Annotated in this window: 19 protein-coding genes and 1 tRNA gene; 12 read left to right on the top strand and 8 right to left on the bottom strand. The window is 63.3% G+C overall.

The features are described 5' to 3' along the window. Positions 1-22: 22 nt before the first annotated feature. Entirely contained in the window at positions 23-1675 is a 1653-nt protein-coding gene (locus SxD43FB_RS00155; RefSeq protein ID WP_096060486.1) for an electron transfer flavoprotein-ubiquinone oxidoreductase, read from the bottom strand. A gap of 140 nt (positions 1676-1815) precedes the next feature. On the opposite strand from SxD43FB_RS00155, the gene SxD43FB_RS00150 reads away from it, so the two are divergent. The 7 genes from SxD43FB_RS00150 to SxD43FB_RS00120 all read left to right on the top strand — a co-directional run bounded on the left by SxD43FB_RS00150 (position 1816) and on the right by SxD43FB_RS00120 (position 6991). After that, the gene (locus SxD43FB_RS00150) at positions 1816-2538 is read left to right on the top strand and encodes a uracil-DNA glycosylase family protein (protein WP_096060485.1); all 723 of its coding nucleotides are present in this window, start codon (positions 1816-1818) and stop codon (positions 2536-2538) included. Next, positions 2531-4318 (top strand): lytic transglycosylase domain-containing protein, encoded by a 1788-nt coding sequence (locus SxD43FB_RS00145; RefSeq protein ID WP_096060484.1) that lies wholly within the window; start codon positions 2531-2533, stop codon positions 4316-4318. Before SxD43FB_RS00150 ends, SxD43FB_RS00145 begins: the two co-directional genes overlap by 8 nt. Then, positions 4318-4845, top strand: a complete 528-nt coding sequence (gene moaB / locus SxD43FB_RS00140; protein WP_096060483.1) for a molybdenum cofactor biosynthesis protein B — start codon at positions 4318-4320, stop codon at positions 4843-4845. The genes SxD43FB_RS00145 and moaB overlap by 1 nt, the downstream gene beginning before the upstream one ends. Before the next feature lie 78 nt (positions 4846-4923). Next, on the top strand, positions 4924-5688 hold the full coding sequence (gene dapB, locus SxD43FB_RS00135; RefSeq protein WP_096060482.1) for a 4-hydroxy-tetrahydrodipicolinate reductase: 765 nt from the start codon (positions 4924-4926) through the stop codon (positions 5686-5688). Between the two features lie 19 nt (positions 5689-5707). Beyond that, complete coding sequence (nth, locus tag SxD43FB_RS00130) at positions 5708-6397, top strand: endonuclease III (protein ID WP_096060481.1); 690 nt, start codon at positions 5708-5710, stop codon at positions 6395-6397. 60 nt (positions 6398-6457) lie between these two features. Further along, positions 6458-6841, top strand: a complete 384-nt coding sequence (locus SxD43FB_RS00125; RefSeq protein WP_096060732.1) for a hypothetical protein — start codon at positions 6458-6460, stop codon at positions 6839-6841. Between the two features lie 73 nt (positions 6842-6914). Further along, positions 6915-6991 (top strand) — tRNA-Arg (locus SxD43FB_RS00120). A 144-nt stretch (positions 6992-7135) separates the two neighbouring features. Here SxD43FB_RS00120 and SxD43FB_RS00115 read toward each other — a convergent pair. Together SxD43FB_RS00115 and SxD43FB_RS00110 are read right to left on the bottom strand one after the other, a co-directional pair. Then, on the bottom strand, positions 7136-7609 hold the full coding sequence (locus SxD43FB_RS00115; RefSeq protein WP_096060480.1) for a group 1 truncated hemoglobin: 474 nt from the start codon (positions 7607-7609) through the stop codon (positions 7136-7138). A gap of 10 nt (positions 7610-7619) precedes the next feature. Next, entirely contained in the window at positions 7620-8465 is an 846-nt protein-coding gene (locus tag SxD43FB_RS00110; RefSeq protein ID WP_255245570.1) for a DUF3034 family protein, read from the bottom strand. Positions 8466-8615: 150 nt separating this feature from the next. Here SxD43FB_RS00110 and SxD43FB_RS00105 point away from each other — a divergent pair, with 150 nt between their 5' ends. The 3 genes from SxD43FB_RS00105 to SxD43FB_RS00095 are packed head-to-tail and all read left to right on the top strand — an operon-like array spanning position 8616 to position 11971. Continuing rightward, positions 8616-9230, top strand: coding sequence for a methylamine utilization protein (locus tag SxD43FB_RS00105; RefSeq protein WP_096060479.1), 615 nt, complete (start codon positions 8616-8618; stop codon positions 9228-9230). A 14-nt stretch (positions 9231-9244) separates the two neighbouring features. Continuing rightward, complete coding sequence (locus tag SxD43FB_RS00100) at positions 9245-11530, top strand: EAL domain-containing protein (RefSeq protein WP_255245552.1); 2286 nt, start codon at positions 9245-9247, stop codon at positions 11528-11530. A 51-nt stretch (positions 11531-11581) separates the two neighbouring features. Further along, positions 11582-11971: a nuclear transport factor 2 family protein gene (locus SxD43FB_RS00095; RefSeq protein WP_096060478.1), complete on the top strand. Its 390-nt coding sequence runs from the start codon at positions 11582-11584 to the stop codon at positions 11969-11971. 9 nt (positions 11972-11980) lie between these two features. Here the strand turns inward: SxD43FB_RS00095 and proS are convergent, their stop codons facing one another. From proS to phaR, 3 genes are all read right to left on the bottom strand, one after another. Continuing rightward, entirely contained in the window at positions 11981-13507 is a 1527-nt protein-coding gene (gene proS, locus SxD43FB_RS00090; protein ID WP_096060477.1) for a proline--tRNA ligase, read from the bottom strand. A gap of 90 nt (positions 13508-13597) precedes the next feature. Next, positions 13598-13939 (bottom strand): hypothetical protein, encoded by a 342-nt coding sequence (locus tag SxD43FB_RS00085; protein ID WP_096060476.1) that lies wholly within the window; start codon positions 13937-13939, stop codon positions 13598-13600. A 21-nt stretch (positions 13940-13960) separates the two neighbouring features. After that, positions 13961-14542 (bottom strand): polyhydroxyalkanoate synthesis repressor PhaR, encoded by a 582-nt coding sequence (gene phaR, locus SxD43FB_RS00080; RefSeq protein WP_096060475.1) that lies wholly within the window; start codon positions 14540-14542, stop codon positions 13961-13963. A 124-nt stretch (positions 14543-14666) separates the two neighbouring features. On the opposite strand from phaR, the gene SxD43FB_RS00075 reads away from it, so the two are divergent. Together SxD43FB_RS00075 and SxD43FB_RS00070 are read left to right on the top strand one after the other, a co-directional pair. Continuing rightward, positions 14667-15629 carry an alpha/beta fold hydrolase gene (locus tag SxD43FB_RS00075; RefSeq protein ID WP_176482647.1) on the top strand — a complete coding sequence of 321 codons (963 nt, stop codon included), beginning with the start codon at positions 14667-14669 and terminating at the stop codon, positions 15627-15629. 49 nt (positions 15630-15678) lie between these two features. Continuing rightward, on the top strand, positions 15679-16851 hold the full coding sequence (locus SxD43FB_RS00070; RefSeq protein WP_096060474.1) for an acetyl-CoA C-acetyltransferase: 1173 nt from the start codon (positions 15679-15681) through the stop codon (positions 16849-16851). A gap of 102 nt (positions 16852-16953) precedes the next feature. Here SxD43FB_RS00070 and SxD43FB_RS00065 read toward each other — a convergent pair whose 3' ends face one another. After that, entirely contained in the window at positions 16954-18954 is a 2001-nt protein-coding gene (locus SxD43FB_RS00065; RefSeq protein WP_096060473.1) for an acetyl/propionyl/methylcrotonyl-CoA carboxylase subunit alpha, read from the bottom strand. Between the two features lie 196 nt (positions 18955-19150). After that, positions 19151-20155, bottom strand: a complete 1005-nt coding sequence (bioB, locus tag SxD43FB_RS00060) for a biotin synthase BioB (RefSeq protein WP_096060728.1) — start codon at positions 20153-20155, stop codon at positions 19151-19153. Positions 20156-20203 lie beyond the last annotated feature (48 nt).

Here is a 20203-nt window from a genome sequence, read left to right as displayed (position 1 = left end):
CGAAAGAGACAGGATCAGGCGCTTACATATTGGGATAATTCGGTCCTCCGCCGCCTTCGGGTACGACCCAGTTGATATTCTGGGTCGGGTCCTTGATATCGCACGTCTTGCAGTGGACGCAATTCTGCGCGTTGATCTGGAACCGGGGATTGCCCTCTTCCTGACCCACCACTTCATAGACGCCTGCCGGACAATAACGCTGCGCCGGCTCGTCATAAAGGGGCAGATTATAGCTGATCGGGATCGCCGGGTCCTTCAGCTGCAGATGGACCGGCTGGTCCTCCTCATGATTGGTGTTCGACAGGAACACCGAGGAAAGGCGATCGAAGCTGACCACGCCATCGGGCTTGGGATAGGCGATCTTGGCGCAGGCGTCCTTGTGCCAGATCTTCTCATTGTCGGGCTTGTGCTTCATCGTGAAGGGCAGGCCGATCTTGAGCGTCCGCATCCACATGTCGATGCCCGCCAGCAGCGTGCCGATCGTGCCGCCAAATTTGGACAGCAGCGGTTCGGCATTTTTGACCAGCTTCAACTCGTCCGCGATCCAGCTTGACCGCACAGCCGCATCATAGTCGGCCAGACTGTCGCTCGTCCGCCCCGCCTGCACGGCGGCAAAGGCCGCTTCGGCCGCCAACATGCCCGACTTCATCGCCGTATGCGTGCCCTTGATGCGGGGTACGTTCACAAAGCCAGCCGAACAGCCGATCAGCGCGCCGCCGGGGAAGTCGAGCTTGGGCACTGACTGCCAGCCGCCCTCGTTGATTGCCCGCGCGCCATAGGACACGCGACGACCGCCTTCGAGGAACTTGCGGATTTCGGGATGCTGTTTCCAGCGCTGAAATTCCTCGAACGGGTAGAGGTGCGGGTTGCGGTAGCCAAGTCCGACAACGAAGCCCAACGCCACCTGGCCATTGGCCTGATGATAAAGGAAGCCGCCGCCATAGGCATCGGTCAGCGGCCAGCCCTGGCTGTGGATCACCAGACCGGGCTGATGCAGCGCCGGATCAATGTCCCACAATTCCTTCATGCCCAGGCCATAGACCTGCGGCTCGCTGTCCGCGTCCAGCGCGAACTGGCGCTTCAATATCTTGGTCAGATGCCCGCGCGCCCCTTCGGCGAAGAAGGTATATTTGGCGTGGAGTTCTAGGCCGGGCTGATAATCGCCCTTATGCTTGCCTTCGCGATCGACGCCCATGTCGCCGGTGGCGACGCCCTTCACGCTGCCATCTTCATGATAGAGGATTTCGGCGGCGGCAAAGCCGGGGAAGATTTCGACACCCAGCCCCTCGGCCTGCTCGGCCAGCCAGCGGCACAAATTGCCCAGCGATCCGGTATAGGTGCCCTTATTATGCATCCACCCCGGCGTCATGATGTGCGGCATGGCCATCTTGCCGGACTTGGTCAGGAACCAGTGCTGGTTGTCGGTCACCGGCGTTTGCGCCAATGAACAGTCCATGTCGCGCCATTGCGGCAGCAATTCGTCGAGTGCCTTGGGATCGATCACCGCGCCCGACAGGATATGCGCCCCAATTTCGGAGCCTTTTTCCAGCACGCATACGGCCAGTTCCTGACCCGCTTCACTGGCAAGCTGTTTCAGCCGGATCGCCGCAGACAGTCCAGCTGGCCCACCGCCGACGATGACGATGTCATAGGGCATCGATTCCCGTTCGCTCATAGTCCCTCCATATCGGCGTCCGGCGGGCTGCACCCCGATCTTCCGATCGCCTTATTACTCCAACACTCTACCATCACAGGCGATGAAGCACCTTGACCCCCTCGTCAACCTCTGGCCCTAAGGTGCAGATGCGGGGACCAATGCAGGACAATGCGGCGCTGGGTGCCGACGCCTATCTGGCGTGGTGGCAGCTTGTCGGCGTGGAATGCGCGGTGGCGGAAACGCCCGTCAACTGGTTGCGTCCGGCCTTGGCCGCTACGGCATCAGCGGCGCAATCGAGCGTCCCGATTGCTCCCCCGGTCGCCAAACCGCAGGATTTGCAGGCCTTTCAGACGTGGCTGGCGAGCGACTCGGGTCAGCCTGAACAGCGCTGGGCGGGCCGCGCCATCATGCCTGTCGGACCGGTCGATGCGCCCTTGATGATCGTCACCGACATGCCCGATCCCGCCGATATCGAGCAAGGAACGCTGCTGGCCGACCGGGCGGGCGTCTTGTTCGATTCGATGCTGCGCGCCATCGGCCTCGACCGGGCGCATTGCTATATCGCCTCCCTGTTTTTTTCCCGTCCGCCCGGCGGCATGGTGGAGGCAAGCGACATCGCCAGCGCCGCCACGCGCATGGCCACCCATGTCCATCTCGCCCGGCCACGCCGCCTGCTTCTGCTCGGTGATCGGACGATCCGGGCTCTGATGCCGACGGGCGGTGGCGAGGCGTCTACTGCTTTACCCGGCTTTAACCATGATGGCGGCATTGTGCCCGTCGTCGCCACATTTCACCCCCGCCTGCTGCTCACGCAACCGGCGGCCAAGGCGCAATGCTGGCGCGCCCTGCAAAGCCTTATCGAGGAAACCGACCATGACTAGAGCCGCGACGCGCCTGTCCTGCCTGGCCCTGTTCGCAATGGGTGTTGCCGCCGCGCTGCCCGTGTCGGCGGAAACGACCGGCACCTTGCCACCGGCATCGGCGGCTTTGGTCAGCAACGCCCCGCTTGTCCTGTCGGACGGTGACAAGGCCCGCTATCGCAGCATCTTCGTTGCCCTGCGCGATCAGAAATGGTCCGACGCCCGCGCGATGATCGACGCGTTGGACGCGCAGGATGCGATGCGGCCGCTGGCGTTGTCCGAACTCTATCTCGCCAAGGGTTCGCCCAGGGTCGAACTGTTCGACCTGCTCGACCTGGTGAACAAAGCCGCCTGGCTCCCCAAGGCCGACCAACTTTCTCGCCTGGCGCAAAAGCGCGGCGCGACCATCTTGCCGACCCTGCCGCAAGTGCAGAAGATGGTCTGGCTAGGCGCTGCCCCCCGCCGCGAATATGTCGCCGCGGTCAAGACCGACATGCTGGCCCAGGCACTTGCGGGCCAAATTCAAACGTACATCAAAGCGGACAACCCCATCGGGGCCGAAGCGCTGCTGGCAAGCGGCGAAGCGGGCCTGACGCCTGAAGGCCTGACCGAAGTGCGCCAGCGGGTTGCCTGGGCCTATTATATCGAAAGCGACGACAGCAACGCCCGCCGCATGGCCGCGCGCGCGCTGGAAGCGCGGGCTGGCGGCGACTGGAGCGTACAGGCCCACTGGACCGCTGGCCTTGCCGCCTGGCGCCAGAATGACTGCCGCGCCGCCGCCCCGTCCTTTGCCAATGTTGCGGCGCTGGCCGGTAACAACGACATGCGCGCCGCAGGGGCCTATTGGGCATCGCGCGCCTATATGGTGTGCGGCGAAGCGGACAAGGTCCAAAATTACCTCAAGCTTGCCAGCCGGTCGGAAGAGACTTTCTACGGCCTGCTCGCCCGCGAATCGCTTGGTCTGCCGCTCGGCGCTGCGCCTGTAGCCAACCGGTTCGGCGCGTCCGAATGGCAATTGCTCAAGGACAGCCCCAATGCCCGCGCCGCTATCGCGCTGAGCGCCATCGGCGAAACCGGCCGTGCCGAAGAATTGCTGCGCCATCAGGCGAAGATTGGTGGCACCGGCCATTATGATGCGCTGATCCGCCTCGCCAGCGCGCTCAGCCTGCCCGAAACCCAGCTATGGCTCGCCCATAACGGCCCCGCCGGCAAGCAGCCGGAAAGTTTCGCCCGCTTCCCCGCCCCCAACTGGCAGCCCGATGGCGGCTGGCGCGTCGATCCGGCGCTCATCTACGCCCACACCCTGCAGGAATCGGGCTTCCGCTCGCAGGTCGTCTCCAGCGCAGGCGCGCGCGGCCTGATGCAGGTGCGGCCCGGCACGGGCAGCGACATGGGTCTCGCCTCGGCCGATCAGTTGTTCGTGCCATCGACCAACATGGAATTTGGCCAGCGCTATCTCGAAGCGCTGCGTGACATGAGCGCGACCGGCGGACTGCTGCCCAAGGTCATGGCAGCGTATAATGCCGGGCCGATGCCGGTCGAACGCTGGAACAGCGAAGTGAAGGACAAGGGCGACCCGCTGCTCTTCATGGAATCGCTGCCCTATTATGAAACCCGCGCCTATGTGAACATCGTCATGCGCAATTACTGGATGTATCAGATCCAGGGCAAGGGCAGCGCCGATTGCCTGACCGGCATGGCCCAGGGCTTGTGGCCGACCTTCCCGACTTCCAAGGGCATGAAGCTGGTGCGGCTGAGCAAGGCCGATGGGCGTGGCAGCATGGGTGGCGGTTCGGACTGATGCCGATCGACGAGAGCCGGGCCTTCATCCCTGTCCGCATCGCTGTCCTGACGGTGTCGGACACGCGCGGGCTGGCCGATGATCGCTCCGGCGACGCGCTGGTCGAACGGCTGGAAAGTGCAGGCCATATCCTCGCTGGCCGCTATATCGAACGTGACGACAAGGCGGCGATCGTGGCACGACTGCACGCCTGGATCGACGACCCGAAGGTCGACGTGATCCTGACCACCGGCGGCACCGGCGTCACCGGGCGCGACGTGACCCCCGAAGCAGTGGCGCAAGTGCAAGACAAGGAAATTCCGGGTTTCGGCGAACTGTTCCGCTGGCTCAGCTACCAGAAGATCGGCACCTCCACGATCCAGTCCCGCGCCACCGCCTGCGTCGCGCGCGGCACCTATATCTTCGCCTTGCCTGGCTCCACCGGCGCGGTGAAGGATGCCTGGGACGGTATCTTGGTCACACAATTGGACAGCCGCTTTCGTCCCTGCAATTTCGTCGAACTGATGCCGCGCCTCAACGAGCGCTGAGACGACCCGTCCGAGGGGATGACAAAAGCGCGTCGCTCTGGCATCCGCGCTTCCCAGCACAACAGGGACGGCGTCTTCATGATCAGCATCGGGATTTTCGGGGCCGCAGGCCGCATGGGGCAGGCGATCGCCACAGTCGCGACCGAAGCGGGCCTGGGCCTGGCGGGCGGCACCGACCGCGCAGGCAGCGGCGAGATCGCGCCGGCTGTCCCGATCACGACCGATATCGCGGCACTGGCGCAGGCAAGCGACGTGCTGATCGATTTCTCCGTCCCCGGTGCCCTCTCGGCCCATCTCGACGCCTGCATCGCCGCCCACAAGCCGATCCTGATCGGCACGACCGGGCTGGAGCCTGTCCATCACACGCTGATCGATCAGGCCGCGCTGGTCATTCCCGTACTCCAGACCGGCAACACCTCGCTCGGCGTCAACCTGCTCGCCGCCTTGGTCGAACAGGCGGCGGCGGGCTTGGGTGACGACTGGGATATCGAGATTGTCGAGATGCACCACCGGCACAAGGTCGATGCCCCCTCCGGCACCGCGCTGCTGCTCGGCGAAGCAGCAGCGCGCGGACGCGGGATCGACCTTGCCGACCATAGCGAACGCGGCCGCGATGGCATTACAGGCGCGCGGGCGAAGGGCGCGATCGGCTTTGCCGCCCTGCGCGGCGGATCGGTGGCTGGCGACCATCAGGTCATCTTCGCCAGCGAAGGCGAGCGGATAGAAATCGGCCATCGCGCCGAGAATCGCTCCATCTTCGCGCGCGGCGCGATCAAGGGCGCGCAGTGGCTGGTCGATCAGCCCGCCGGACGCTACGACATGAAGGGCGTGCTGGGCCTCTGACCGCCATGAAAGTCATGACATGAACAAGGCGCAGATCTTCGATTTTTTCAGCCGCCTGGCCGAAGCCAATCCGGCGCCGGTCACCGAACTGGAATATGGCAACGACTATCAGTTGCTGGTCGCCGTCGTGCTGTCCGCGCAAGCCACCGATGTCGGCGTCAACAAGGCCACCCGCGCCCTGTTCCGCGATGTCCAGACGCCCCAGCAGATGGTCGATCTGGGCGAAGACGCGCTCAAGCAGCATATCAAGACGATCGGCCTGTTCAACGGCAAGGCCAAGAATGTCATTGCCTTGTCGGAGATACTGGTCCGCGATTTCGGCGGAGAAGTGCCGCAGGATCGCGACACGCTGACCACCCTGCCCGGCGTCGGGCGCAAGACCGCCAATGTCGTGGTCAATACCGCGTTCGGGCAGGAAGCCTTCGCCGTCGATACCCACATCTTCCGCGTCGGCAACCGCACTGGCCTCGCCCCCGGAAAGACGGTGCTCGCGGTCGAGCTGAAACTCGAAAAGCGCGTGCCGGCACCATTTCGGCGCGACGCGCATCATTGGCTGATCCTGCATGGCCGCTATGTGTGCAAGGCGCGTCGCCCCGAATGCTGGCGCTGCATCGTCGCCGACCTGTGCCGGTTCAAGCCCAAGACGCCCGCACCAAAACCACCCTCTGCCGCCTTTCCGTTATCGCCCAGTTCAGCAGACAGCGAATAGCGATACGGAATAATATCGGCCAGATCGTCGATTCGGCATGAGCCAAGGAGAGACGTCATGATGATTTCGCGCACCCACTGTCTAGCCATTGGCCTAGCCCTGGCGGCTACCGCGACACCAGCCGTCGCCAAGGACAGGCCCGACCCCTATGTGGCAAAGGGCGAAGCGGTCACTTGCATCCCGATCCGGTCGATCCGATCGACCAATGTGCGCGACGATCGGACCATCGACTTCATCATGAACGGCCGCAAACTCTACCGCAACACGCTGCCCAACAGCTGCCCCAGCCTGGGCTTCGAAAAGCGATTCTCCTACCAGACCAGCATTTCGCAGCTTTGCTCGGTCGATATCATCACGGTGCTGTGGAACGCTGGACCAGGCCTGCAGCCGGGCGCAAGCTGTGGCCTGGGCAAATTCCAGCCGATGGAAAAGGCGGCGAAATAAGATGGGGCGCGGGTGAATTGAGGCTGGCGCAGGCCCATGGCCTTTGCTAAGCGCCATGTCCGACCAGCGTCATGCACCCATAGCTCAGCTGGATAGAGCGTTGCCCTCCGAAGGCAAAGGCCACTGGTTCGAATCCAGTTGGGTGCACCACATTTTTTAGCCTGAGGCGCCGACGCGGGCATCCGCCCGCTTGGCTGGCCTCGCATAAGCTCGGGCGGCCGTTCGGCCTTGCGAACCTTGGCGGGTTCGAAGTCGCTCTTACCAGATGCACCATTACCGCCGTTGGCGGCTGGCTTATTGCTTCACCACATCATGATGCATCGGTGCTAGCTTCGACAGGAAGCGGTTTTGCGCCTGGAAATCGATCTTTTCCGCGCGCATCGCTTCCTGAAGCAATTCGACCAGGCGGTTCATGTCCTTGCGCTGCACCCCCAAATCCTTATGCGCGCTCGCCATGTCGCGACCGCTGTAGGAACAGCCAGCGTTCAGCAGGTAGCAAAATTGCTCGAACAGTGTCCGGGTCAGGCGCACCTTGTCATGTCCCACGAAAATCTCGCCAATGACGGGATCGGCATAGGCGCGGGCGACCATGCCATCGACCACGCGCCTGATGCCGTCTTGGCCGTGAAACGCCCGCGCCATGGCATCGCCGGTGAAGGGCGCGCCGCCGGCATGGGCCGCATTGGGCACATAGGGATCGACCGCGTCTTCGCCGGGCATGGCATGGGGTGCGGCTTGCAGCAGGAGCAGCGAGAGAAGCAGAGACATGATGACGTCCTTAGAAAGCGGCCTGGAGTGACAGGAGCAGGCCGCGCTGGCCCTTGACGGTGGCGATGGAACCGAGGTCGGCATAGGCGACCGTGGCAGTCAGGTTGCGATGCACCGCGACCGCCGCGAACAGGTCGAACCAGTCATCCTCTCGCGCGATCCCCAGATTGTCGGGCTTGCTGCGAAATTCGCCGCCGATCGCGACGCGCCGCGACAATTGCCAGGCGGCCGATCCTTCGAACTGCAGGCCATAGCTATCTTGCTTATCGCCACCGAAACCGAGCAGACCCATCTGATTCGCCTTGGTCAGCCGAGCGGTGCCCGACAGCAGGATCGAGCGCGACAGGAATAATTTGCTGACCGAGGCGTAATAGTCCACGCCCTCGTCATCCTGCGCTCCGATCGCGCGGACGACAGCGCCCTGCCCGTTCTTCTTATATTGCGCGCCGATCGCGATGGCAGGCAGCCGGTCATAGACGAGATCGCCCGCGACCCGGACCTTGGCGCCTATGATGTCCTGCGAAAATGCATAGTCCTTGCCCAGGCCCAGCACGGTGCCGATGTCGTTGGTGTTGAAATTCTGATGGGCGTAACTGAGTTCGAGCCGGTCGCGAAAGCCGACGGCTACGCCCGCGCTCCAATAATCATAATCCTTCACCTCGACCATCGTGCCATGGCCGGACAGGCCGATACCTTCGTCCGTTTCGTTGCCCGCAATCACCGCCCAGGGCGTAAGGCCGCCGCCACTCGCGCCCTCAAGCGACGCAATGCCATTGGTAAGCAGGAGCTTGCCGCCATGGCGGAGCGGTCTGGCGCTCGCCGTGGGAGACAGGGATAGGGTAGCGAAGAGCGCCATAGTGGCGGCGAGGAGAAGTCGAGTCATGTTCAGCGACATAGACGGACCTGGTTAAAAAAATATTCAGCTTGATGCCGGGAAGAGAGCGGGTTCTGGCGATCCACGCGGATCATAAGCAATTGTTCAATATTTACCGCTAAACACAGCGGCATGCCTAACTTACGCTTTGCGCTCATTCTGTTGTCCTGCACGGCCAGCCCAGTCGTGGCCGGGGATCTCAATCTCAAACTGGTCGATGCGGCGGGGCGCCCGGTGAGCGATGCCGTCGTTTCCGTCCGACCCGCTGGCGGCATCCCCGCAGGCCCCATCCGCTTTCCCTGGCCCACCACCATGATCCAGCAGAATGTCGCCTTCGTGCCGCATGTCCTGATCGTGCCGGTAGGGGCTACGGTGCGCTTTCCCAACAAGGATAAGGTGCGCCACCACGTCTATTCCTTTTCACGCCCGGCCAAGTTCGAGATCAAATTATTCGGCCAGGATGAAACCCGCAGCTATACTTTCAAGACGCCGGGCGCCGTCGCGGTGGGATGCAATATTCACGATCAGATGACGGGCTTCATCAAAGTCGTCGAGACGCCCTTCGCCGCCAAGAGCGACGCGGCAGGCACGGCGCGGATCACCGGCATGGCGACCGGCACGGCACAGGTGACGATCTGGCATCCGCTGCTGCGCGCCAAGGATAACGAACTGGTGGTGAACGTCCCCATTCCCGGTAGCGGTGCCGTCAGCAAGACGGTGCCGCTGACGCTGCGCGCCGCGCGGTGAAGGGCGCGCTTGCCTTGACGGGGCTATGGCAGCGGTGGGTCTGGCGGCTGCAATCGACGCTGACCCTGCGGATGACCCTTTTCTACGGGGCGCTGTTCGTGGGTGTGTCGATACTGGCGCTCTATGGCACACGCATGGCGATCGAAACCTATGCCGAAAAGTCGATCCGGCGCGAAATGGCCGTCGGCAGTGCGCTGTTCGATCGCATTGCCGCAATGCAGGTCAGCCAGATGGCGCAGGCCGGCAATGTGCTGGCGAGCGACTTCGGGTTCCGCGAGGCCGTCGGCACGAGCGATGCGCCGACCATCATATCCGCGCTCGAAAGCCTCCAAGGCCGCTTCGACCTGCAGCACGCCTTGTTCGTGGGCGTCGATGGCACTGTCGTCGGCCATGTGCCGGGCATGTCGGTCGGTGAGAAGAATCAGTTGTTCGACGCGCTGGACATGGGCCGGGAGCGCGGCGTCGCCCATTGGGGCGGGGAAAATTACATGGTCGCCGCCTCTCCGGTGCGCGCCCCGATCCTCACGGGATGGGTGATCTTTGCGCGGACGATGGGTCCGGCCGACCTCAGGCAGATTGCGCGCCTGTCCTCGATCGACCTGCATCCCCGCATCCTGCCGCAGACCGGATCGGACATTGGCGCAGGCACCGTCAAGGAAGTCGCACGCAATGGCGAACGCATCCTGATGCAAGCCCGCAGCGTGCCGACCCTGGTCGAATCCGCGCCGCAGATACTCGTCTTGGAATATAGCCTCACGCGCGCCTTGCGGGACTATGCGCCGATCCTGTGGGCGTTGCTCGGATTTGGCGCGTTGGGCGCGGTGTTGGCGATCGCCGGTACCTTCGTCGCGTCGCGCCGATTGGCCCGCCCGATCGTGGCGCTGGAGGCCGCCGCGCGCAAGGTCAGTGCAGGCCAGCATGCCGAGGTGGCGGTGGAAACACGCGACGAAATCGGCCAGCTGGCACGTAGCTTCAATCGCATGGTCAATGCGGTCGAGGAACGCGAGCGGCAGATCGCCCATATGGCCTTTCACGATTCGCTGACGGGCCTGCCCAACCGTACCCTGCTACGCGAACAGATTGCGCTCGCGCTTAGCCGTCATGGCGGGGCCAACTTCGCGCTGTTCTGCCTCGACCTCGACAATTTCAAGTCGGTGAACGATACGCTGGGCCACCCGACCGGCGACGCCCTGCTATGCGAAGTGGCAACGCGGCTGGGCGAAACCTGTCCGCAGGGCTTTGTGGCGCGGCTGGGCGGCGACGAGTTTGCGGTGATCCTGCCCGATGGCAGCGGCAGCGCCGACCAGACCGGTCGCGCGCTCGTCAAGGCGCTGGCGCAACCGTTCGACGTCAACGGCCATCGGATCGTGACCGGTACCAGCATCGGCATCGTCTTCGCGCCGCAGGATGGCCGGGACGCGACCGAATTGCTCAAAAATGCCGACCTGGCGCTGCACCGCGCCAAGGATGACGGCAAGGGCAGCCATCGCTTTTTCGAAAGCGCGATGGATGCTGAAGCACAGGCCCGGCGCGCGATGGAGATCGATCTGCATGATGCGCTGCGCAAAGGCGAGTTGGAACTCTATTTCCAACCCTTGTTCGGCCTGTCGCAGAATCGCGTGACCGCGTTCGAGGCGCTGCTGCGCTGGAACCATCCGGAACATGGCATGGTGTCGCCCGTGCAGTTCATTCCGCTGGCGGAGGAAACTGGCCTGATCGTCCCGATCGGCGAATGGGCGCTGCACGAAGCCTGCCGCATCGCCGCAACATGGTCCGACGACATCCGCATCGCGGTCAATATCTCGCCCGTGCAGTTCCGCAGTTCGACGCTCAACAGCATCGTTTTGCAGGCGTTGGCGCGGTCGGGCCTGGCACCGAACCGGCTGGAACTGGAGATCACCGAAAGCCTGTTCATCGACAATGTTGAAGCGACGCTCGGGTCGCTCCATTCGCTGCGCGCCTTGGGCGTGCGGATCGCGCTCGATGATTTCGGCACCGGCTATTCTTCGCTCAGCTATTTGCGCAGTTTCCCCTTCGACAAGTTGAAGATCGATCGCAGTTTCATCATCGATCTGCTGGAACATGATGGCGCGACCGCCATCATCCGCGCCATCACCACGCTCGCGGATGCGCTGGGCATCGAAACCACCGCCGAAGGGGTGGAAAGCAGCGAGCAGCTGGAAATATTGCGCGCCGAAGGGTGCAACCAGATCCAGGGCTATTTCTTCAGTCGTCCGATTCCGGCGGGTCAGGTGGCCGCGTTGCTGGAGAAGCTCTCGGGCGACCGTCTGGCCGCCTGACGTCGGTCTGCCAATTGCATCGGCGGGTGGCACGACCTACGACCGGTTCCCATGACCACCACCCCCGACCTCGCCATCCGCCTGCGCCGCGCCAGCTTCAACCGCGCGCTGGCGCAAGCCGACCTGCGCATGATCGAAACGCTGCTGGCGCGGGACGCCATTCTCGTCGCGGGGACGGACAGTGCGTTGCTGGCCGGGCGCAAGGCGCAGATGCTGGCGTGGCGGCGCGAGTTCGCCGCGGCGGAGCGTCTGATCTACACCCGAACGCCGGACACGATTATCGCGTCGGCCGTCGAGCCGATCGCGATGGAGCATGGCCAGTGGCAAGGCGTTCTCGCCTCGACGGGCGAACAACAGGCTTCGGGCATTTATAGTGCCAAATGGCGGCAAAGCGGGGAAGACTGGCTGATTGAGGCGGAAATCTACCTCACCCTCGGCTGAAGGGGCCGTTTAGTAAGAGCGACCGACCAGCACCCGTTCCACCGCTGTGTCGCCCGTGAAGATGCACGCGCCATCAGCCGCCGCCGCATCGCTCGGTATGTTGCGCAGCGTCAGCTTCTCACCCTTGAGCCACTGCACGACCTTGTCGAGCGCATCGCCGGTTGGCTTGCTCCACTGCACCAGCGCCCAGCCCGGCTTGGCGCTGGCGTCGAAATAGGCCTTGAGCGCATCCAGCGAACTGATCGAGCTGTCGATATTGCTGTCGAGCCGTCCCTTGGCGTCGGCGAACAGTGCCTGCTGGATATCGGCCAGCATCGACGTGGCCGCTGCGACGAAATCCGCCTTCGCCACGATCTGGCTGTCGAGCTTGCCGTCCTCGCGATAAAGCCGGTCGCGGCGGATGACCGAGACATTGCCGCCCGCCACATCGCGGCCGCCCACTTCGATGACGATCGGCGCACCCTTCTTGACCCAGCCCCAGCGCTTGGTCGCGGCCTTGGCCGGGCGCTTGTCGAGCAGCGCGCGAACTGGCTCGCGGAACAAGTCGAGCGCATTCAACTGGCTGACCAGATCGGTGCAATAATCGACGATCGCGGCATCTTCGTCATTGTCGCGCAGCATCGGCACGACCACGATTTGATAGGGCGCGACACGGGGCGGTACGCGCAGGCCGTCATCGTCGCCATGGACCATGATGAGGCCACCGATCATCCGCGTCGACATGCCCCAGCTGGTCGTCTGGGCCAGTTCCTGCTGCCCTTCGGCATTTTGGAACTTGATATTCTGCGCCGCGGAAAAGGTCGTGCCCAGAAAATGCGAGGTGCCGGCCTGCAGCGCCTTGCCATCCTGCATCATCGCTTCGATCGAATAGGTGGCGACGGCACCAGGGAAACGCTCATTTTCGGGCTTTTCGCCCGCAATCACCGGCATGGCGACGCATTCTTCGGCGAAGCTGCGATAGACTTCGAGCATCTTCATCGTTTCTTCCAGCGCCTCGTCGACGCTGGCATGGGCCGTATGCCCTTCCTGCCAGAGAAACTCGGTGGTGCGCAGGAACATGCGGGTGCGCATTTCCCAGCGGACGACATTGGCCCACTGGTTGATCAGGACCGGCAGGTCGCGCCACGACTGGACCCAACGGCTGAACGCCGCGCCGATCACCGTTTCCGATGTCGGGCGCACGACCAGCGGCTCTTCCAGCTTCGCATCCGGATCCGGCACCAGCTTGCCATCCTTCTGGATCAGCCGGTGATGCGTGACGACAGCCATTTCCTTGGCGAAGCCGTCGACATGCTCGGCTTCCTTCTCGAAATAGGAAAGCGGGATGAACAGCGGGAAATAGCAATTTTCATGGCCCGTCGCCTTGATCCGTTCGTCCAGCAATTTCTGGATACGTTCCCAGATGCCATAACCCCATGGCCGGATGACCATGCAGCCGCGCACGCCGCTTTCCTCGGCCAGGTCGGCCTCGGTAATGACGGCCTGATACCAGGCGGAAAAATCCTGTTCGCGGGTGACGGAAAGGGCGTGCTTCACGGGGTCGGGCCTTAGGCTAGAAACGGAAAGGAATGGCGCGCCATAGGGCAAGCGCGCTACGCCTGTCGACCCCTGAGCATGGCAATGAAGTCAGGCCGGGACGCCCAGTCGATCGAGCCAGGCGCGCGCCTGTTTGGGTTCGCCGACGGCGTCAGACGATACCGGCCCGCGCGCGGCCATGAAATCCTGATGCAGGGCGAACCGCTCCAACCCCAATGTGGTGCGCAGATCGTCAATTTCGTCGGCCGTGTCGCACAGGTCGGCGACGATCGGCGCAGCCTTGGCCCGTGCCGCCTTGTCCTTCTGATGATCGAACAGGCCCCATTTGCCGCTCGCGGTAGTCTGGAGCGCCGCGATCAGCGCCTCGCGATAGGCGAGTTCCAGTTCCTCGCGGCGAACGTCGAGCCGCTCCAACCGATCCGCCTTCGCCATGGTCTCGTCCGATCCTGTTATTCAGCTCAGCTTGTCGATCTTCGCGTTCAACGCCGCCAATTGCGCCTTGAGCGCCGCGATCTCGTCATCTTTGCTGCCGTCCGTTGCAGCGGGTGCAGGTGTCGCACCCGGAACGCCCGGCATGCCCGGCACGCCATTGCCAAAGGCGCTGGCAGCCGCTTCGAACATCTGCAGGTTGCGCTTGGCGATCTCGGCCAGCGGGCCGCCGCCAAAAGCGCCCTTCATGGCTTCCTGAAATTGCTGCTGGTTCTTGCGGAACGCGTCCATCGACGATTCCAGATATTGCGGCACCATCGACTGCATCGAATCGCCATACATGGAAATCAGCTGACGCAGGAAGTTGACCGGCAGCATGTTGGTGCCGCGCTGTTCTTCCTCCATGATGATCTGGGTCAGGACGTTGTGCGTGATGTCCTCGCCGGACTTGGCATCGACCACGGTGAACTCGCGCCCTTCGCGGGTCATCTGCGACAACAGGTCGAGCGTGATGTAGCTGGAAGTTTCGGTATTATAGAGACGCCGGTTGGCGTACTTCTTGATAACGACCGGATCGGATTCGTTGACCACTTTAGATTTGGACATGAAAGCCTCTCCCTCAGAACCTCATTCTGCACTAGCACAAGGCCATGTCGCACCGCAACATGGACCGCGCCCATTACCCCTTTTTCTCAATATTTTATGGCGCGAGACGCAGGGTGATCCTGAACTGCGCCGCCGCGCGTTCACAGGTCTGCGCCGCTATCAGGAGGCGCAGCGCCCCCCTGCTCCCCCTGCCCCCGATTGCGTGGCCGTGGCGGGCAGCGCTCGACTGCTGCGCTATGGCGTTGAAAATGGGCGGGTGCCCGTGGTGTTCATCCCCTCGCTGATCAATCCCCCCCAAGTGCTGGACCTGTCGGAAAGCCGATCGATGCTGCGCCATATGTGTGCAGCAGGGCATGACGCCTATCTGGTCGATTGGGGGTCGCCTACGCACCGCGATGCAGCGATGGGACTGGACAGGCATGTGACCGAGCGTTTGTTGCCATTGCTCGCGAGCCTGCCGCGCCCGCCCATTCTGGTCGGCTATTGCCTGGGTGGCACATTGGCGATTACTGCAGCAATGCTGCGCAAGGTAACGGCCCTCGTCGCTATCGCATCCCCCTGGGCGTTCGACGGTTTTGCTGATGCGGACCGGCAAGAGATCAATATATTGTGGCGCAACGCCAAAGCGATGTGCGAGCGGTTGGGTTATGTGCCGATGGAAGTGCTACAGTCCGGCTTCTGGGCGATGGACCCCAAGCGCACGATCCAGAAATATGCCGCCTTTGCCGATATGGAAGAAGGGTCAGACGCGGCCCGCGCTTTCCTCGCGGTTGAGGATTGGGCGAATGAAGGCGCGCCACTCACCTACGCTGCTGCCCGCGACTTGTTCGATGATCTCTATGCGGGCAATGCGACCGGCGAAGGGCGGTGGTCCGTCGGCGGCCAGTTGATCGATCCCAAAGCCCTGCCCTGCCCCAGCCTTTCGATCCGCTCGACAACCGACCGCATCGTGCCCGCCGCGGCCGCCCCGGATTTCGCCGAACAACGCAGCCTGGCATTGGGACATGTCGGCATGGTCGTGGGTGGCCGGGCGCGCGCCCTACTATGGGATCCGCTGTCCGACTGGGTTTCCAGCCATGGCGGATGATGCTATGGGCGCGGGCGAAAACAACCCCTGTCATTAGAGGATCAGGCCTTTGTCAGACATCGTGATTACCGCCGCCAAGCGCACCGCCGTCGGCAGCTTCATGGGCGCTTTCGGATCGACCCCGGCGCATGAACTGGGTCGTCAGGCGATCCTCGCCGCCCTGGCGCAGGCCGGTGTCGCGCCAGAGGAAGTGGACGAAGTGATCCTGGGCCAGGTGCTGAGCGCAGGCCAGGGCCAGAACCCGGCGCGGCAGGCCGCCGTCAATGCGGGCATCCCGGTCGAGCGGACCGCCATCGGCATCAACCAGCTGTGCGGCTCCGGCCTGCGCGCGGTGGCGCTGGCGGCTCAGGCGATCCGTGCGGGCGACGCCAACATCATGGTGGCAGGCGGGCAAGAAAGCATGTCGCTCGCCCCCCATGCGCAATATCTGCGCGCTGGCACTAAGATGGGCAATGTCAGCCTGATCGACACGATGATCCATGACGGCCTGACCGACGCCTTCAACAATTATCATATGGGCATCACCGCTGAAAATCTGGCGGAGAAATATCAGATCAGCCGGGAAGCGCAGGACGCCTTCGCGGTCGCCAGCCAGAACAAGGCGGAGGCGGCGCGCGCTTCGGGTCGCTTTGCCGACGAAATCGTGCCGATCACGATCAAGGGCCGCAAGGGCGACACCATCGTCGATGCCGACGAATATATCCGCGCGGGTGCCACGATCGAAGGCATGCAGGCGCTGCGTCCGGCCTTCAAGAAGGATGGCAGCGTGACCGCCGGCAATGCGAGCGGCCTGAACGATGGTGCCGCCGCGCTCGTGCTGATGACCGCTGATGCCGCGGCCAAGCGCGGTGCGACGATCCTGGGGCGGATCGCCGGTTTCGCGACCTGCGGCGTCGATCCCTCGATCATGGGCATCGGCCCGGCCCCGGCCAGCCGCAAGGCGCTGGAGAAAGCGGGCTGGTCCGTCGCTGATCTCGACCTGATCGAAGCCAATGAGGCGTTCGCGGCGCAGGCGCTGTCGGTCGGCCAGGAACTGGGCTGGGATGCGGAGAAGGTCAACGTCAATGGCGGCGCGATCGCCATCGGCCATCCGATCGGCGCTTCGGGCGCGCGCGTGCTGACGACGTTGCTCTACGAAATGGCCAAGCGTGATGCGAAAAAGGGTCTGGCGACCCTGTGCATCGGCGGCGGCATGGGCGTGGCGATGTGCATCGAGCGCTGATGTCTGCGTAAGTGTGAAAAAGGGCCGCCGCTCCAATCGGAGCGGCGGCCCTTTTTATTATGGTTCAGGTCAGCCGGATCAGCGACTGCGCTATCAGGCGCGTCACTCCATCTCCAATATGACCGCGTCGACGGCCAGGCTGTCGCCCTGGGCGGCCGATACGCTCTTCACCACACCAGCCTTTTGCGCGCGCAAGATATTTTCCATCTTCATCGCCTCGATCACGGCGAGCGGCTGTCCGGCCTCGACCTTGTCGCCCGCCCCCACATGCAGCGCGACCAGCAAGCCCGGCATGGGGCAGATCAGGTAGCGCGACAGGTCTGGCGGGATCTTCTCGATCATGTGCGCGGCATAGGGCGCGGCGTGCGCGGGCAGGATGCGCAACTTATGGCTGGCGCCATGCGCGGTTAGGACGAAGCCAGCGCGGGTCGGGGCGATCTTCACCGCCAATTCCTCGTCGCCGAACTCGGCTTCGATCAGCCGATCGCCGGGCGTATATTCGAGCGCCATGTCTACACTCACGCCATCGACGGTGACATCGTCGCCGTCGATCTCCACATCATGGACGCTGTCGCCGATCTTGACCTGCCAGCCTGTCGGCGGCGGCAAGCGTTTGCCCAACTGGCCGTCGATGCGGCGGGCGCGGTCGGCCTGGGCCATGGCGGCGAAGGCACCGATCGCGGCGAGCCGCTGGAGCAATTCGGGCGAAGCGGGCGCGCCCTGGAAGCCGTCGGGATACTCCTCCGCGATAAAGCCGGTCGTGATATTGCCGGAGCGGAAACGCTCATGCTGCATCAGCGCGGATACGAAATCGATATTGTGGCCCGGTCCCTCGATCTCGAATTTGTCGAGCGCCTCGATCTGCTTGTCGATCGCTTCCAACCGCGTGGGTGCCCAGGTGATCAGCTTGGCGATCATCGGGTCGTAGAACATGGAGACTTCGCCGCCCTCGACCACGCCATCATCGACACGGATCAGCGCGCCGCTTTCGTCGGTGCCGGTTTCGGGCGGGTTGTAACGGACGAGGCGACCGGTCGACGGCAGGAAACCGCGATAGGGATCTTCGGCATAGACGCGGTTCTCGATCGCCCAGCCGTTGATCTTGACGTCATCCTGGGTGAAGGCCAGCGCCTCGCCATTGGCGACGCGGATCATCTGTTCGACCAGATCAACGCCGGTGATTTCCTCGGTCACGGGATGCTCGACCTGCAACCGGGTGTTCATTTCGAGGAAGTAGAAGCCCTCCCCGGTCGTGTCCGCACCGCTGACGATCAGTTCGACGGTCCCGGCGCTGAAATAGCCGACTGCGCGGGCGAGCGCGACGCACTGCTCGCCCATCGCCTTGCGCATCTTGGGCGTGACGAAAGGCGACGGCGCTTCCTCCACCACCTTCTGGTGACGGCGCTGGATCGAGCATTCGCGTTCGTTCAGGTAGACGATATTACCATGTTGATCGCCCAGTATCTGAATTTCGATATGGCGCGGGCTTTCGATGAACTTCTCGATGAACACGCGATCGTCGCCAAAGCTGGCCAGGCCTTCGCGCTTGGTCGCTTCAAAGCCTTCGCGGACATCCTGCTCATTATAGGCGAGCCGCATCCCTTTGCCGCCGCCGCCTGCCGATGCCTTCATCATGACCGGATAGCCGATCTCGTTGGAGATGCGGACGGCATGTTCGGTGTCGTCGATCACGCCGACGAAGCCCGGCACGACATTGACGCCCGCTTCCAGCGCGAGCTTCTTGGACTCGATCTTGTCACCCATCGCCGCGATGGCATTAGCGGGGGGGCCGACGAAGATGATGCCCTCGGCGTCGAGAGCGTTGCGAAAGCTCTCGCGTTCGGAGAGGAAGCCGTAGCCGGGGTGGACGGCGTCGGCACCGGTCGCCTTGCACGCTTCGATGATCTTGTCTGCGATCAGATAGGATTGAGCGGCGGGGGACGGGCCGATATGCACGGCCTCGTCCGCCATCAGCACATGCGGCGCGCGCGCATCGGCATCGGAATAGACCGCGACGGTCTTGATGCCCATCTTCTTGGCGGTGCGCATAACACGACACGCAATTTCGCCACGGTTCGCGATCAGGATCTTGGTGATTGCCATATTATTCCCTGTCCCAGTCCTATCCTATCAGCCGTTCGGGCTGAGCCTGTCGAAGCCCCGTTCTTCCTCTCAAGGAGAAAAGCAGCCCTTCGACAAGCTCAGGGCGAACGGGTGTATTTCTTAATCGCCGTGCATGAACATGCCCGACTGCAACATTATCCAACCAGGGCAACGATGATGGAGATAAGGGCGAAACTCACTCAGCCGCCTCCATCGCAACCTTCACTTCAGCCTGCATCGGCACCACGCCCAGCTTCGCGAACAGCGCTGCGTCCGCATTGTCGCCCGCATTGGCCGTCGTCAGCAGCTTGTCGCCAGTGAAGATGCTGTTCGCACCCGCCATGAAGCACAAAGCCTGACACGCATCCGACATGCTTTCGCGCCCGGCGCTCAGCCGCACCATGCTCTCCGGCATCACGATCCGCGCCACCGCCACCGTCCGCACAAACTCGATCTCGTCGATCTTCGCGAGCGGCGTGTCGGCCAGCATATTGCCCAGCACGGTGCCCTTGACTGGCACGAGCGCATTGATCGGCACGCTCTGCGGATGCTGTGGCAGCACGGCCAGCGCGTGCAGGAAGCCGACGCGATCTTCGCGCGTCTCACCCATGCCGACGATCCCGCCGGAGCAGACATTGATCCCCGAATTGCGGACATTCTCCAGCGTTTCCAGCCGGTCATCAAAAGTACGGGTGGTGATCACCTTCTCATAATGTTCAGGCGAGGTATCGATATTATGGTTGTAATAGTCGAGGCCCGCATCGGCCAGAACCTTGGCCTGGCCTTCGCTGAGCATCCCCAGCGTCATGCAGGTTTCCATGCCCATCTGGCGCACGCCCTGCACCATCTGGACGATGGCGGGCATGTCGCGTTCCTTGGGGTTGCGCCAGGCCGCACCCATGCAAAAGCGCGAAGACCCTGCATCCTTCGCCTGCGCCGCGGCCTGCATCACGGCCTGCACGCTCATCAACTTCTCGGCTTTGAGGCCGCTTTCCGCCGAAGCCGACTGGTTGCAATAGCCGCAATCCTCCGGGCAGCCGCCGGTCTTGATCGACAGCAGGGTGGAGAGTTGCACTTCGTTGCGCGGAAAATTGGCGCGGTGGATGGTCTGCGCCTCGAACATCAGGTCGGCGAACGGCAGGTCGAACAGCGCGGCGATTTCGGCGCGGGTCCAGTCGGTGCGGGCGGTGGTATCGGTCATGGTCACTTACCACCTCCGTTCGCTTCGAGCGCAGTCGAGAAGCGGCAA

This window comes from Sphingobium sp. D43FB (assembly GCF_002312805.1).
Taxonomy (GTDB): domain Bacteria; phylum Pseudomonadota; class Alphaproteobacteria; order Sphingomonadales; family Sphingomonadaceae; genus Sphingobium.
Note: the sequence above shows the minus strand (reverse complement) of the source record. Positions and strands in the feature narration are given on the sequence as shown.

Bases quoted from the DNA above. Each gene is read 5' to 3' on its own strand.
- SxD43FB_RS00155 (WP_096060486.1), bottom strand. From the start codon at position 1,675: ATGAGCGAACGGGAATCGATGCCCTATGACATCGTCATCGTCGGCGGT.
- SxD43FB_RS00110 (WP_255245570.1), bottom strand. From the start codon at position 8,465: ATGGCGCTCTTCGCTACCCTATCCCTGTCTCCCACGGCGAGCGCCAGA.
- SxD43FB_RS00125 (WP_096060732.1), top strand. From the start codon at position 6,458: ATGATTTCGCGCACCCACTGTCTAGCCATTGGCCTAGCCCTGGCGGCT.
- SxD43FB_RS00105 (WP_096060479.1), top strand. From the start codon at position 8,616: ATGCCTAACTTACGCTTTGCGCTCATTCTGTTGTCCTGCACGGCCAGC.
- SxD43FB_RS00095 (WP_096060478.1), top strand. From the start codon at position 11,582: ATGACCACCACCCCCGACCTCGCCATCCGCCTGCGCCGCGCCAGCTTC.
- bioB (WP_096060728.1), bottom strand. From the start codon at position 20,155: ATGACCGATACCACCGCCCGCACCGACTGGACCCGCGCCGAAATCGCC.
- dapB (WP_096060482.1), top strand. From the start codon at position 4,924: ATGATCAGCATCGGGATTTTCGGGGCCGCAGGCCGCATGGGGCAGGCG.
- SxD43FB_RS00145 (WP_096060484.1), top strand. From the start codon at position 2,531: ATGACTAGAGCCGCGACGCGCCTGTCCTGCCTGGCCCTGTTCGCAATG.
- SxD43FB_RS00115 (WP_096060480.1), bottom strand. From the start codon at position 7,609: ATGTCTCTGCTTCTCTCGCTGCTCCTGCTGCAAGCCGCACCCCATGCC.
- SxD43FB_RS00150 (WP_096060485.1), top strand. From the start codon at position 1,816: ATGCAGGACAATGCGGCGCTGGGTGCCGACGCCTATCTGGCGTGGTGG.
- SxD43FB_RS00085 (WP_096060476.1), bottom strand. From the start codon at position 13,939: ATGGCGAAGGCGGATCGGTTGGAGCGGCTCGACGTTCGCCGCGAGGAA.
- SxD43FB_RS00065 (WP_096060473.1), bottom strand. From the start codon at position 18,954: ATGGCAATCACCAAGATCCTGATCGCGAACCGTGGCGAAATTGCGTGT.
- phaR (WP_096060475.1), bottom strand. From the start codon at position 14,542: ATGTCCAAATCTAAAGTGGTCAACGAATCCGATCCGGTCGTTATCAAG.
- moaB (WP_096060483.1), top strand. From the start codon at position 4,318: ATGCCGATCGACGAGAGCCGGGCCTTCATCCCTGTCCGCATCGCTGTC.
- nth (WP_096060481.1), top strand. From the start codon at position 5,708: ATGAACAAGGCGCAGATCTTCGATTTTTTCAGCCGCCTGGCCGAAGCC.